Raw genomic sequence first — 13909 nt, 5'->3', positions numbered from 1 at the left:
ACGTTACGGTCCCCGCGCGCCGGCGCCCGCGTAGTTCACTTGAGTGCGGCGATCTCCGGGTGGTCCTTCAGCCAGGCGCGGACCGCCTGCTGTTCCTTGCCCTTGCCGGTCTCCTGGATCTTCGCCTCCAGGCCGGTGAGCTGTTCCTCGGTGAGCTTGAAGGAGCGCAGCCACCGGGCGATCTCGGGCTCGTCCGCGGCGAAGCCCTTGCGGGCGAGGGTGTGGATGCCGTCGCCCTTGCCCCAGACGCCCTTGGGGTCCTCCAGCTTGGTCAGCTCGTACGAGGAGTAGGCCCAGTGCGGGGACCAGAGCACGGCCACGACGGGTTCCTTCTTGTCGTAGGCCCGCTTCAGCTCGGCGAGCATGCCGGGGGTGGAGCCGTCGACGACCTGGTACTCGCCCTCCAGCCCGTACTCCTTCAGGACCTTGTCCTTGAGGATGCCCATGGCGCCGGCGCTCGGCTCGATGCCGATGATGCGGCCCTTGAACTGGGCGGACTTGCCCTTGAGGTCGGCGAGGGAGCGGACGTCCTTCATGTACGAGGGGACGGACAGCTCCAGCGAGGTCGGGCCGTACCAGGATCCGAGGTCCTCCAGCTTGTTCCCGTACTTCTCCATGTAGGAGGCGTGGGTGACCGGCAGCCAGGAGTCGGTCTGGAAGTCGATCTGGCCGCCGGCGAGGCCGGTGTAGAGCGCGCCGGCCTCCAGCTGGCGGGCGTCGACCTTGAAGCCCCGCTGCTCCAGCAGTTCCTTCCACAGGAAGGTGGAGGCGATGCCCTCGTCCCAGGGGATGTAGCCGAGGGAGACCTTGCGGCCCTTGCCGATGTCGGCGGCGCCCTCGGGGCCGTCCTCGGTCGTGGAGCCGCCGAAGGTGCTCAGCCCGCCGGCGACGAGGGCGAGGACCACGGCGGCGGTGACCGCGTAGGCCGGCTGCGGGCGGTGGTTCCACAGCTTCGAGGCGCCGGTCGCGGCGGCCCGGGCGCGGGCCAGGGCGCGGCGGCCGAGCGGGGACACCTGCCGGCCGAGCGCTCCGGTCATCCGGTCCAGGTACATGGCGAGGATGACGATGGAGAGGCCGGCCTCGAAGCCGAGGCCGATGTCGACGTTGCCGATGGCGCGGTAGACGGCGCCGCCGAGGCCTCCGCCGCCGACCATGCCGGCGATGACGACCATGGACAGGCCGAGCATGATGACCTGGTTGACGCCCGCCATGATCGTGGGCAGCGCCAGCGGGAGCTGGACCCGTACGAGGGTGTCGCGCGGGGTGGTGCCGAAGGCGTCGGCGGCCTCGACGAGTTCCGCGTCCACCTGGCGGATGCCGAGCTCGGTCATCCGTACGCCGGGCGGCAGCGAGAAGATGATCGTCGCGATGATGCCGGGGACGACGCCCACGCCGAAGAAGATGATGCCCGGGATCAGGTACACCATCGCCGGCATGGTCTGCATGAAGTCCAGGACGGGCCGCAGCACGGCGCTGACCCGGTCGGAGCGGGACGCCCAGATGCCGAGCGGAACCGCGAAGGCCAGCGTGACCAGGGTCGCGACGAGGACCAGGGACAGCGTGGACATGGCGTCGTCCCACAGGCCCAGCGAGTCGACGAGCGCGAAGCCGACGAAGGCGAGCAGTCCGGCGAGCAGCCCGCGCAGCCACCAGGCGGCGACGGCGAGGATGCCCGCGAACAGCAGCGGGGCCGGTGCGGACAGGACGGCGTCGATGCCGTCGTAGAGGCCGGTGACGAGCGAGCTGATGGCGTCGAACAGCCACGAGAGGTGGCTCTGCAGCCAGTCGACCCCGCTGTCGACCCACGAGCCGAGGTTCAGACGGGGCATCAGGCGGCCACCTCCGTGCAGGCCAGCGGGGGCCGTTGTTCGTCGCCCATGAAGGCGATGAGGCGGTCCTGGGGCACGGTGCCGACGACGGAGCCGTCCGCGCCGGTGACGGCGACCGGGTGCGGGACCCGGGCACTGACGGCGCAGAGGTCGGCGAGCGGGGTGCCCGCGGTCACGGTGGGGCAGTCGCAGGCGTCCGCGCCGGCGGGGGCCTCGTCCATGACGGCGTCGGCGGTCAGGACGCGGGAGCGGTCGACGTCCTGGATGAAGGAGGCGACGTACTCGTCGGCGGGTCGGGTGAGGATGTCCTCGGCCGTGCCCTGCTGGACGATCCGGCCGTCGCGCATGACGGCGATGCCGTCGCCGAGCCGCATGGCCTCGTTCAGGTCGTGGGTGATGAAGACGATGGTCTTCTTCAGTCGCTGCTGGAGTTCGAGGAGCTGGTCCTGCATGTCGCGGCGGATCAGCGGGTCGAGGGCGCTGAACGACTCGTCCATCAGGAGCAGGTCGGCGTCGGTGGCCAGGGCGCGGGCCAGGCCCACGCGCTGCTGCATGCCGCCGGACAGCTCGTCGGGCCAGGACGTCTCCCAGCCGCCGAGCCCGCACAGCGCCAGCGCCTCGGCGGCGCGCCGTTCGCGCTCGGCCCGGGGGACGCCCTGGACCTCCAGTCCGTAGGCGGCGTTGGCGAGGACGTCTCGGTGGGGGAACAGGGCGAAGTGCTGGAAGACCATGCTGATTTTGGTGGAGCGCACGTGGCGGAGCTCGCTCGGCGAGAGGGCCGTGAGGTCCTCCCCGTCGAAGAGGATGCGGCCCGCGGTCGGCTCCAGCAGTCCGTTGAGCATGCGCAGCAGCGTGGACTTGCCGGATCCCGACAGGCCCATGACGACGAAGATCTGGCCGGGCTCGACGCTGAAGGTGGCGTCGATCACGGCTGCCGTCGTCCCCTCTGCGCGCAGTTCGTCGCGGTCTGCGCCGCGGTCGAGCGCGCGGACCGCTGCCGCGGTCTCGTCGGGGTGTCTTCCGAACACCTTGTAGACGTGTTCGGCCTGGAGCGTTGACACATGCACCTCGCGGGTCGTACCGGATCCGCCGCCACCGGTGGCTCCGGCGGTGCGGGGAGCGGTACGGGGTCGGCCCGCGTGCGCCACGCCTCCGACCCTCGGGCCGGAGCGCCTGGTTCCGCTCCAGCCGCGCGTTTGCCCGGGCGAACCATGGGCAAACGGGAAGGTGATCCACCTCACGCGGCGGGCGGCGGGTGGGTGACCGGGCTCACGCAACGGGCGGCGCGCGACCGGTGACGGGGCTCACTCGCGGGCGACGGTGGATCGTGACGGGGCTCACGCGCGAGTGGCTCGCGGATCGTGACGGGGTTCACCTGCTGGTGGACCGCGGATCGTGACCGGGCTCACGCGCGGACGGCTGGGGCGGGCGGTGGCGCGGCTCGGCAGGCGGGCGACCGGCCCCGGGGCTCGCGCCCGCGTCGCGTTCGGACGCGGAGGGGCCGATCGGGCGATGGGCGGACGCGGAAGGGCCGATCGGGCGATGGGCGGCGGCGGTCGGACAGGCCCGACCGGGCCCGGACATGCCGCCGGGGCGGGCGGCCGGTGATCCGGCTCGCGCCCGCCCGGTTGGGGCTCGGTGGTGCGGTATCAGACCCGGCCGGCGATGGCGGGGTGCGCGGCCGTGTCGGGGTCCTCCAGCATGGAAGTCCGCAGGTGGGCCAGGAGGCGGGTCAGCAGCCGCGAGACCTGCATCTGGGAAATGCCGAGGGCGGCGCCGATCTGGGCCTGCGTGAGCTCCTCGCCGAAGCGCATCTGAAGCATCCGACGCTCACGGTCGGTGAGCCGTTCGAGCAGCGGGGCCAGGGTCTGGATGTCCTCGACGAGTTCCATCGCGGGCTCCTCCTCGCCCATGACGTCGGCGAGGGTGTGGCCCTCGGTGGGCCCGTCGCCGTGCTCGGAGTGCGGGGCGTCGAGGGAGCCGCTGGTGTGGCCGTTGGCCGCCACCAGGCCCTCCACGACCTCCTCGTCCGTGAGGTCGAGGTGGACGGCCAGGTCGGAGACGGTCGGCGAACGGTCCAGGCGGACCGTCAGCTCCTCCTTCGCCTTGGCGATGTCTATGCGCAGCTCCTGGAGCCGGCGCGGCACGCGGACGGCCCAGCTGGTGTCACGGAAGTGCCGCTTGATCTCGCCGGTGATGTACGGCATGGCGAGGGTGGAGAACTCGTTCTCGCGGGCCGGGTCGAACCGGTCGATGGCCTTGATGAGTCCGATGGTGCCGACCTGGACGATGTCCTCGATGTCCCCGCCGTCACCACGGCCGCGGAAGCGGCGCACGGCGTACTGGACGAGTGAGGCGTTCATCTCGATGAGCGTGTTGCGGACGTACTGGTACTCCGGCGTGCCCTCGGAAAGCTCGCGGAGACGCTTGAAGAACGCCTTCGACAGCTCCCTCGCGTCCGACGGGGCCACTTCGCGGGGCTCGTCGATCCGGGGCAGGCCCGCACTGCGGGCGGCGACCTCGGCGCTCCGGCGGGGGCCGGGCACGGCGGCGGCGCGGGTGTCGGTGTCGGCGGTATGGGTGGTGGGGGCGGGTACCGGCATGGGGTTCGCTCCTTGGGCTTGTCGGCTTGCGGCGCGGGACCTTGACTGCCGTAGATGTTTGCGCCCTTCGGCTCGTACGTCAAGAAATACCGGAAAACTATTTCGCGTCTTGCGTCACGTGAATCAAATGGCGCATCATGACCACATGGGGAGTATGACGCGCCGACAAAACTGGACATTCCTAACGAATCACGCCCGCGTTCTGGTGACCATCGCCCGGGACCCTGCCGTTCGGTTGAGGGATGTCGCCGTGACGTGCGTACTGACGGAACGCACGGTGCAGACGATCGTGGCCGACCTGGAAACGGACGGCTACCTGCGCCGCGTGCGCGACGGCCGGCGCAACCGCTACGAGATCTCCCCGGGCGCCGTCTTCAAGCACCCGGCGGAGGCGGGCGTCCAGGTGGCCGGCCTCCTGGCACTGCTCACCGGCGCCCCCTCCGCACCCGGCCACCCCGACTCCCCGGAGGACGGGCCCGGGGCCGAGCCCGAGGCGCTGGACTTCCTCGCCATGGACCACGCGGAATCCGGCGCCGGCACGCAGGACGTCCCCGTCCCCCACGTCACCACGCCGGACCGCGCCGCCGAATAGGGCGCTTCAGGGCCGCGTCGTGCCCGGGTCGTAGGACGGGCCGGTCAACCTCGTGCGCGTCGGGACGTCCAGGAGACGGCGGACCGGTGGTCCCGTCCCGGTCGTTCGCGCGGGTACCCGCCCACAGTCCGGTGCGGCTCTCGGGACCCGTGGGCCTGACCTCCGTCTCCGGGCCCCGCTTCGCGCGGACCGCTCCCGGAGATCGTCCGACCTCCAGCCTCGTCGAGGTCAGGAGCCCGTGACGTCGAGCCGACGCCCTTCGCCGACACGGGCCGCCCCACCCCCGGCGGATCCGCCGGTCGGGCGCACGACGCGTCGGGTCACGTGACGCGGAAGCCGATCGCCGCCGGGTCGCGGTGGAAGGTGAGGCGGTCCCAGGTGGGGTAGGCCAGGTCCGTGACGGCGACCAGCCGGCCGGTGGCGTCGTGCAGGGTCCGACGTACGGACAACCCGCAGGAGCCGGCCGTGGCCGCCGGCGGGCTGGTACGGGTCATGGTGATGGTCTCCGCCGAGCGACCCCGCGCCGCCGCCTGCTCCAGCCACCGGTGCAGCGGCCGCAGGTCCTCGTCCCGGGGCGCGCCCTCCCGGTCGAGGTAGCCGGCCAGCTCCGGGGTGCGGGCCACCGTGCGCGGGCAGAGGTGGGTGACGGCGTGCTGGAGCGTCTCCCCGGCGGGGCCGTACGTGCGGTGGTGGTGGACCAGCGTTCGCTGGCCGCCGGTCATGCCGAGCAGCGCGGCGAGCGAGGGCGGCACCGTGACCAGGGTGAGCCGGGTGCGGGTGGGCGGGCCCACCGGAAGGGCTTGCCGCTCGGGGGCGTACGCCGGCCCGGCGGCGGGAGTCGCGGGCTCCCGCCGGCGGGCCGGCGGCACGGCGCCCGCCGCTCGGGTTCCCCGACGGCCGGTCACGATCAGCCCGTCGGCGCGCAGTTCCTGGAGGGCGGCGCGGACGGTCTGCCGATTGACCCCGTAGCGGGCGGCCAGGCTGCGTTCGGAGGGCAGCCTGGCGCCGCCGGAGTCCCGTTCGGCGCGGTCCAGTTCGTCGCGCAGCGCTGCGGCGATCCGCTGGTACTTGGGCGTGGCGGCCGGGCCGCCGCCCCGTGAGGGGGAGGGCATGGCTTCTCCTCTGACGGGTGGTCAAGAAGTTCGCGGTCTGCCCGACCAACGTAGCATTGGTCTATACCTTTCGGTACGGGTGGGCCGCCGACCGGCGGGACCTTGGCCGAATCACGCTCCGCGGCGCCGTCCCCGTCAGCCTCGCAGGGGGTTGGGCAGCGGCAGGTAGCGCGCGTCGGCGCCGTCGGCCCGGGTCCATCTCAGCAGCAGGTTCGTCTTGGCCGGAAGCCCCGGGGCGGTCAGCAGCGCGGCGATCTCGGGGAGCCCGTACGAGGCGTCGTAGCGCAGGAACTCCTCGCGCACCGCAGGCCACACCGCGTCGGCGAGCCGCGGATGACGTGCCGCCAGGGCGCCCGCGATCTCGGCCAAATGGTTGACGACCAGGCAGTACACCAGCCGCTGCCAGGCCGCTTCGCGCGGCATGTCCTGACGGAGTTTCACCCCCTCGGCGTCGCGGAAGAGGGCCTGCACCGGCATGCCCCGCTCGTCCACGGCGACGAGGCAGTTCTGGAGGTGGGCCTCCAGCACGATCCCGTGCCGGGCGAACAGGTCGAGCACGGGAGGCACCACGTGGCGCAGGTAGGCCCGCCACCAGACGTCCGGCTCGACGGAGCCCGCCGGCGACCCGTCCGGGAAGCCCTCGGCGAGCGCGGCGGACAGCAGCGGCGTAGCGCCCGGGACCACCGCCCCGCGCAAGCCGTCGCGGACCAGGACGGCGAGTTCCTCGAAGGCGAACCCGGCGGTGCGGTACCCCAGGTCGCGGAGCCAGACGGCGTTCGATCCGGTGCGCGGACGCGTCTCGGCGAAGGCGGCCTCGACGGCGGCGTCGACGCGCCGGAGCCTGAGCAGGTCGTGCCGCCACAACCGGCGCACGTCGTTGGTGATCCGCACGTCGAGGCTGAACTTCGCGAACAGGTCCGCCCCCGGGTCCGGCGCGTGCACGGTCCGGATCGAAGCGGTGGGCCACACCGGGAGCACCGTCGGACCGAGCCGCAGCAGCCTGCCGTCGGCGAAGGCCTCGCGCACCGCCGGACGTTCCTCGATCAGGTCGAGTTGCCAGGGGTGCGCGGGCAGCGCCCGGTAGCCGGCGGGAGGGCGCGGGCCGTCGAGGATCCCGACGAGCGCCTCGATCGCGTCGGCCGCGGCCTCGCCGCCCTCCTCGACGACCTGGTCCTCGCGGAGTCCCAGCACGACCAGTGGGAACCGGGCGTGGGCCTCGGGCGCGTACGGCAGCCACCCCGCGGCGGGCGCCCCGCCGCGGGCCTTGGGGGCGGGGTGGTGCGGATGCCCCATCACCAGGGCCTGTTCCGAACGGAGGTACGGGTCCCGGGGCGGGACGGCTCCGGCACGCGCGGCCAGGATCGCCGCGACGGCGTCCCTGCTGTCGGTGATCTCACCCGGGAGCTCGTCGTTGGGGACGCCCGTGTACCGCAACAGTTCCTCGGAGGTGAGCTTGACCAGTTCCGTGTGGGTGAGCGGATGCCAGCCGTTCTCGGTGGCCAGTTCCGGTTCGGTGGGGCGACGCCCGCCGCGCACGCGCAGCAGCCGACCGGTCCCGCGCAGCCGGTGGACCTCCCCGCCCTCTGCGTCGGCCACTTCCCGCAACAGGCAGTTCAGGAGCGGAGTGGCGGCGTATGCGTCGGCGGCGGCGTTGAGGTCCACTGGTTCCATTCGGTCCATCCGGTGCGCCGGGGACCCGCACGGGGGCCACCGACCGTGATCTTCAGTATCGGCGATGATGACATGATCATCAGGCAAAGCGATCCGAAAGGAACGGAACCCTGGACCGCAGCACGCACACCCCCGACCCACTCGGCTCACCCGACCCCTCGGGCTCGTTCACCCCGTCGGGCACCCCCGCCTCACCGGCCGAGGAAGCCGTCGCCGTCGCCCTGACCGGGGTGCGCCCCGGACTCGGTTCCGCGTACGAGGCCGCGCTGGACGGGGCGCGGGCGGCCGTCCTCACCCGGCTGTGGCGGGCCTTGGCCTTCGAGCCACTGCCCTGGGTGGTGGGCCGCGAGCACGGCCACGGCTCGCTGACGCTGCGCCTGACGGGCGGCCGCCGGCTGGAGGGGCCGCCGGCGGACCCGTACGCGACCGCCGCCTACGTGAGCGAGCTGCGTCTGGACGGGCGCGTCCACCGGCAGGCGGCGCGGCTGGTCGAGGCGCTGGACGTACCGCACGGCGCCGCGTTCGCCGCGGAACTCGACGACAGCACGGCCTCCATGGCCTTGTCCCGGGCCAACCGACCGGAGGGGCCGCAGGACGAGCCGACGACCGGCTGGCAGTGGGAACAGCGGGTGGTCGACGGGCATCCGTACCACCCCAACTGCCGTTCCAGGCCCGGGTTCTCGGTGGCCGAGCAGCTGGCCTGGGCCCCGGAACACCGGCCGCTGGTCGAACTCGGGCTGGTCCCCGTGCGTGCCGAGGAGTGCCTGGTGACCGGGGAGTGGCCGGGGGAACTGCGGGACGGCGGGAGGATCCTCGTGCCGGTGCACCCGTGGCAGGCGCGGCACGTGCTGAAGGGCGAGGGCCGCCCGGACGCGGCGGGCAGGGGCACGGGCGCGGCGGCCGGCATCACGGCGCATCCGCTGATGGCGCTGCGCACGCTCGCCCCGGCCGACGGTGGCGCGCACGTCAAGACGGCGCTGAGCACCCGGCTCACCTCCTCCGTGCGGGACATCTCGGGCTACTCCATCGAGACGGCGGCCGTGGTGTCCGCCTTCGCCCACGACCTCACCGCACGTCTCGACGGCCGACTGCACATCACCCGCACGCTGGGCGCGGCCACCGCGCACAGCCCGGACCTGGCGGCGGTGCTCCGCGAACCCCCGGAGGCTTACGCGGGTCCCGGTGAGCGGGTCGTTCCGGTCGCGGCGCTGGCGGGCACCGCCCTGGCCCGGTCCCCGGCCTGGCGGGCCGCGTTCGCCCGGCTCGCGCTCTCGGTGTGCCTGCGGGTCCTGGACCTCGGGGTGGCCCTGGAGGGGCACGGCCAGAACCTCCTCGTGGTCCTGTCCCCCACCGGGGAACCGCTGCGCCTCGTCTACCGGGACCTCGCCGACATCCGGATCAGCCCGGAGCGGCTGGCCCGGCACGGGCTGGCGGTTCCGCCCTTGTCCGGGCGGCTCGTCACGGACGACGAGCTCGTGCTGCGGCGCAAGCTCTTCGGTTCCCTGGTCGCCGGGGCACTCGCCTCGACGGCGGGATCGGCGGCCGCCTTCGGCGAGGACCTGGCCGTCGCGCTCGACGGGATCGCCCCCGGGGCCGACGCCGAGGCGCTGCGCTCCGGGCCGCTGCCGGTGAAGGCGTTGACCCTCATGCGGCTGAGCCCGGGCGTGCCCGGCGACCAGTGGGCGGAGCTTCCGCACCCTCCGGCCGGCTTCGGGTCGGGGTCCGATCGGGGGTGAGTCACGGGGCCGGCCGGGCTACGTTCAGGGCATGACAGAGACCTCGTACCTCCATTCCGTACGGGCGTCCTACGACGCCGTCGCCGTCGACTACGCCCGGCTCCTCGGTCCGGCCCTGGCGGGCAAACCGTTGGACCGGGCCATGCTGGGCGCGTTCGCCGAATGCGTGCGCGGTGACGGCCGGGGCGGGGCGGTGGCCGACCTGGGTTGCGGTCCGGGCCGGGTGACGGCCCACCTGGACGGGCTGGGCGTGCGGGCCTTCGGAGTGGACCTGTCGCCCGCGATGGTGGCGGTGGCCCGTCGCAGCTATCCGGGGTTGCGGTTCGAGGTGGGGCCGATGGCCGCGCTGGACGTCGCGGACGGGGTCCTGGGCGGGGTGCTGGCCTGGTACGCGACGGTGCACACCCCGCCGGGGGAACTGCCCGGGGTCTTCGCGGAGTTCGCGCGCGTGTTGGCCCCCGGTGGCTACGCGCTGACCGCCTTCGAGGCCGGTGACGAACGGCGCCGGTTGGAACACGCCTACGGCCGTCCGGTCGACCTCGACGTCTACCGGACCCCGCCCGCCCTGATCGCCGGCCTGTTGACCGGAGCCGGGCTGACGGAGGTCGCCCGCCTCGTGCGGGAACCCGATGCCGACGAGGACGCGGCCCAGGCCTTCCTGTTGTTCCGCAAGCCCACGACCGCCCCGGAGGCCTCCCCGGTCCGATAAGCCGTTCGGGCGACAATAGGGGCTTCGCGGGCCCGCCTTCGGGGCGAACCGGCCTGGCGATGGCAGGAAGGAGGGATGAGCCTCCAACGCCGCCGGGTCCTCGCGGGTGCGGCCGCCGCAGTCCTGGCCACGGTCGGGGCCACTGCCGGGGCCGCCGGTCGGGCGCCCGACTTCGGGGCTCTCGCCCGGGCGATGGACGGCCGGCTGGTCCTGCCGGGGGACGGGGACTACGCCGAGGCGCGACAGCTGTTCCAGCCCCGACACGACGTCGTCGCACCGGCGGCCGTGGCCTACCCCGCCCACGACGGTGACGTGGCCGCCTGCCTGGACTTCGCCCGCCGCTCCGCCGTCCCGGTGGTGCCGCGCGGTGGCGGCCACAGCTACCCCGGGTGGTCGACCGTGGCCGGCGGACTGGTGATCGACGTCGGGGCCACGGCCCGGATCACCCTCACGGGGGACGAGGTCCGGATCGGCGCGGGCGCCCGACTCGCCGAGGTGAACGCGACCCTCGCGGCGCACGGCCTGGGCATTCCCGCCGGGCTGTGCCCCTCCGTCGGGATCGCCGGACTCACCCTCGGTGGTGGCCTGGGCCTGTCCTCCCGCGCCCACGGCACCACCTCCGACCGGCTCCTCGGCGCCCGGGTGGTGACGCCCGACGGCGTCGTGCGGGAGACCGACGCCGGAACCGACCCGTCGCTGTTCTGGGCGCTGCGCGGGGGCGGTGGTGGGAACTTCGGGGTGGTCACCGAGTTCCGGTTCCGCACGCACCAGGTCACCGACGCCGCGTTCGCCGAACTGCACTGGCCCGCCGCCGGATCGGCGGCGGTGCTCGACGGGTGGCAGCGCTGGCTCGACGCGCTGCCCGATCCGTTCTGGAGCCAGGTGGAGTTCACCCTGGAGGCCGGCCCCGCGCCCGCCCCGGCCGTCCGGGTCGTCTGCCTCGACGGGCGCGCGGAGCTGGAGCGACAGCTCACCCGGCTCGCCGACCTGGTGGGCCGGAGCCCGCGGGACAGCTGGATCGTCGTACGGAGTCACGGGGACACCCTGCGGGCGATGGCGGGCTGCCTGGACCGCACCGCCGCCCAGTGCCGACTGCCGGGGACCCTGCCCGGCCGGGACCCACGGGGCCGCCTGGGCCGGGACTCCTACGCCGCCCGCTCCGACTTCTGGCGTGCGCCCGGGCTGCCCGCGGGTGCGGTGGCCGCGGTGTTGGACGCCGCCCGACGGTACGGGCGGACCGTGCCGCGCGGCGGGCGCGGAGTCGTGCAGTTCGACGGGGTGTGCGGTGGCGCCGTGAACCGTACGCGGGCCGACGCGACGGCGTTCGTGCACCGCGACAGCGCGTTCCTCGCCCAGTACCTGGCGTACTGGCCCGAGTCGTCCTCCGCCACCGAGGTGGCCGCGCACCGGGCCTGGCTCGACGGGCTCTGGCAGGACCTGCGCCCGTGGGCGGCCGGCCGGGCCTACCAGAACTACGCCGACCCGAAGCTGACGGGCTGGCGGGAGGCGTACTACGGGCCGAACCTCCCCCGGCTGGAAGAGGTCCGGCGCTCCTACGACCCCGGCCGGCTGTTCCGGTTCCCCCAGGCCGTCTGACCCCCGTCCCGAACAGGAGTGAGCAGGCATGCGACGTACGTTGACGGTGGTGGCGGCCACGGCCGCACTGCTGCTGCCCGGCGGGCCGCTGCCCGCCGCCGGGACGGCGAACGCGGAGGCGGCGGCCGGACTCTGGTCGGCGCGCGAGGCCGCCGCGTTCTGGACGCCCGAACGGATGGCCTCCGCCCTGCCCGTCCCCGACCCGCCGGCCGACCCCCGGGCGGCCGCTCTCCCCGCACCGGAGCCGACGGGTTCGAGCGCGGCGGCACCGGGCATCGCCGGACCGGGCCCGGTGATCGCGGGCCCGGCGGTTCCGGGCCCGGTCGTCCCCGGCCCCGTGGGTCCGGACGGGCCGGCTTCGGGCGACACCACCCCCGTCGGGGCTCCGACGGGACACGGCCCCGGCGCGGAGGCCGCCAACGGCCCGGCATCCCCCGGATCGGAATCGGGATCTGGATCGGCCTCGGAGCAGACCGGCGGGGCGCCGGCGAGCGACGCTCCGACGGGTCCGGGTCCGGGTCCGGGTACGGGTACGGGTCCCGTCGCGGAGCCCCCAGCTGACGGGGCCGCGCCGCCGGCGCCGGCCGATTCGGCCACCGGACCGGCTCTCCCGGACGAACCCAACCCGCCCGCAAACGCGTTGGGCACCCCCGAGCCCGGATCCTCCCCCGCCACCCCGGAAGCCACGGGCACCACCGGTCCCACGACGGCTCCGGCCCCGCCGGCCCCCGCCCTCCCGGGCGCCCCGGCCACCCCGTCGCCGTCCGTCACCACGATCGACCCGGCCACCCCCGTCACCCCCGTCACCCCGACCGGTTCGGCGGTGCCGACGCCCGGTTCCGTCCCGGAGCCCGCGCCGGTCGCCACCCCCTCCCGGCCCGCTCCGGCCCCGCGGCCCGCGCAGCCGGCTCCCAAGCCGACACCGAGGCCCGTCGCCGCGCCGATCCCCGCGTCCGCCCGGGCGGGCGTGGGCAAGGACTTCGACGGCAGCCCGGCCGTCGGGCGGATGTTCGTCATGAAGGGCGGCGGCGCGTACTTCTGCACCGCGAGCGTGGTCTCCTCCCCCGGGCGGAACCTGGTGCTCAGCGCGGCGCACTGCCTGCTCGGTCCGGACTCCCGCCAGGTGGCCTTCGTACCGCGCTGGACCAAGGCGAAGCCGCAGCCGTACGGAATGTTCCCCGTGCTGCGCGACGCGGGGGGACGGCCGAAGATGTGGATCGACCCGCGCTACCGCCGCGAGGGGGCCGACCGGGCCGCCACGCTGGACGTCGCCTTCGCCCGGGTCGGCCCGAACTCCCGCGGGACGGCGGTGGAGTCCGTGGTCGGCGGGAACCGGCTGGTCACCGGGGCCACGTTCGCGCACTCCCGGGTCACCCTGATCGGGTACCCCTCGGCGGCGGCCCGTCCGCGCGTGTGCTTCAACCGGACGACGAAGTTCACCAGCCGGGAGGCGAAGATCCCCGGCTCGTTCCTGAAGATCGCCTGCACCGGCTATCCGGGGGGCACCAGCGGCGGCCCGTTCCTGACGCGCTACGACCAGCGCACGGGAACCGGGGACGTGGTCGGGGTCATCGGCGGCTGGAAGACCGGCGGGACCACGCCCGACACCTCCTACAGCTCGTACTTCGGCGCGCAGATCAGGAAGCTGTATCAGGCTGCGGTCGCCGGGGCGCGGGTGGGGTGAGGACCCGTACCCAGCGGGTGCGGCGCGGATTGCCCACCGAACGCGGGGTGGTCGGGACGCCCTCGACGGTCAACGGGTCGGCCGGTGCGAGGGAGAGCTGGCGGCGCAGGTCCGCGAGGGCCGCGTGCACCGGCGCGAGGATGACCTCGGCGCGCGGGTGGATGAGGGCGAGGGCGCGCGCGGTCGTCTCGATCGTCTCGGCGGCGTCCTCGGCGGCGGTCCGGCTCCACCCTCCGGGCTCGCCGTCGCCCCACGGCACGACGGCGTCGTAGAGGTGACAGGCGGCATCGGCCGCGGCGTCGGCCCGTTCTCCGACGCCCGGCCCCGCGATGGTCGGCAGCAGCTCCATGTCCGGTCAACGAGCGGGGCCCGCCGGG

Annotated in this window: 11 protein-coding genes; 5 read left to right on the top strand and 6 right to left on the bottom strand. The window is 74.3% G+C overall.

The genetic code is table 11. From position 1 onward, the window contains the following. Positions 1-35: 35 nt before the first annotated feature. The 3 genes from ACFVS6_RS21140 to ACFVS6_RS21130 all read right to left on the bottom strand — a co-directional run bounded on the left by ACFVS6_RS21140 (position 36) and on the right by ACFVS6_RS21130 (position 4432). On the bottom strand, positions 36-1829 hold the full coding sequence (locus ACFVS6_RS21140; protein WP_389705793.1) for an ABC transporter permease/substrate binding protein: 1794 nt from the start codon (positions 1827-1829) through the stop codon (positions 36-38). Beyond that, a complete protein-coding gene (locus ACFVS6_RS21135; RefSeq protein ID WP_389705801.1) occupies positions 1829-2890 on the bottom strand; it encodes a glycine betaine/L-proline ABC transporter ATP-binding protein in 1062 nt (353 codons plus the stop codon). The genes ACFVS6_RS21140 and ACFVS6_RS21135 overlap by 1 nt, the downstream gene beginning before the upstream one ends. Before the next feature lie 588 nt (positions 2891-3478). Beyond that, a complete protein-coding gene (locus tag ACFVS6_RS21130) occupies positions 3479-4432 on the bottom strand; it encodes a SigB/SigF/SigG family RNA polymerase sigma factor (RefSeq protein ID WP_389705792.1) in 954 nt (317 codons plus the stop codon). A gap of 250 nt (positions 4433-4682) precedes the next feature. On the opposite strand from ACFVS6_RS21130, the gene ACFVS6_RS21125 reads away from it, so the two are divergent. Beyond that, positions 4683-5024 (top strand): hypothetical protein, encoded by a 342-nt coding sequence (locus ACFVS6_RS21125; RefSeq protein WP_389705790.1) that lies wholly within the window; start codon positions 4683-4685, stop codon positions 5022-5024. Between the two features lie 320 nt (positions 5025-5344). Here the strand turns inward: ACFVS6_RS21125 and ACFVS6_RS21120 are convergent, their stop codons facing one another. Next, positions 5345-6136, bottom strand: coding sequence for a GntR family transcriptional regulator (locus tag ACFVS6_RS21120; protein WP_389705788.1), 792 nt, complete (start codon positions 6134-6136; stop codon positions 5345-5347). Between the two features lie 135 nt (positions 6137-6271). After that, on the bottom strand, positions 6272-7816 hold the full coding sequence (locus tag ACFVS6_RS21115) for an IucA/IucC family protein (protein WP_389705786.1): 1545 nt from the start codon (positions 7814-7816) through the stop codon (positions 6272-6274). A 221-nt stretch (positions 7817-8037) separates the two neighbouring features. On the opposite strand from ACFVS6_RS21115, the gene ACFVS6_RS21110 reads away from it, so the two are divergent. The 4 genes from ACFVS6_RS21110 to ACFVS6_RS21095 all read left to right on the top strand — a co-directional run bounded on the left by ACFVS6_RS21110 (position 8038) and on the right by ACFVS6_RS21095 (position 13532). After that, complete coding sequence (locus tag ACFVS6_RS21110) at positions 8038-9543, top strand: IucA/IucC family protein (RefSeq protein WP_389705784.1); 1506 nt, start codon at positions 8038-8040, stop codon at positions 9541-9543. Positions 9544-9574: 31 nt separating this feature from the next. After that, the gene (locus ACFVS6_RS21105) at positions 9575-10252 is read left to right on the top strand and encodes a class I SAM-dependent methyltransferase (protein WP_389705783.1); all 678 of its coding nucleotides are present in this window, start codon (positions 9575-9577) and stop codon (positions 10250-10252) included. 75 nt (positions 10253-10327) lie between these two features. Next, entirely contained in the window at positions 10328-11848 is a 1521-nt protein-coding gene (locus ACFVS6_RS21100) for an FAD-binding oxidoreductase (protein WP_389705782.1), read from the top strand. Positions 11849-11876: 28 nt separating this feature from the next. Next, positions 11877-13532 carry a hypothetical protein gene (locus ACFVS6_RS21095; protein WP_389705780.1) on the top strand — a complete coding sequence of 552 codons (1656 nt, stop codon included), beginning with the start codon at positions 11877-11879 and terminating at the stop codon, positions 13530-13532. Here ACFVS6_RS21095 and ACFVS6_RS21090 read toward each other — a convergent pair. Further along, positions 13486-13881, bottom strand: coding sequence for a hypothetical protein (locus tag ACFVS6_RS21090; RefSeq protein WP_389705778.1), 396 nt, complete (start codon positions 13879-13881; stop codon positions 13486-13488). The genes ACFVS6_RS21095 and ACFVS6_RS21090 overlap by 47 nt on opposite strands. Positions 13882-13909: the final 28 nt, after the last annotated feature.

The organism is Streptomyces sp. NPDC057939 (assembly GCF_042887545.1).
Taxonomy (GTDB): domain Bacteria; phylum Actinomycetota; class Actinomycetes; order Streptomycetales; family Streptomycetaceae; genus Streptomyces.
Note: the sequence above shows the minus strand (reverse complement) of the source record. Positions and strands in the feature narration are given on the sequence as shown.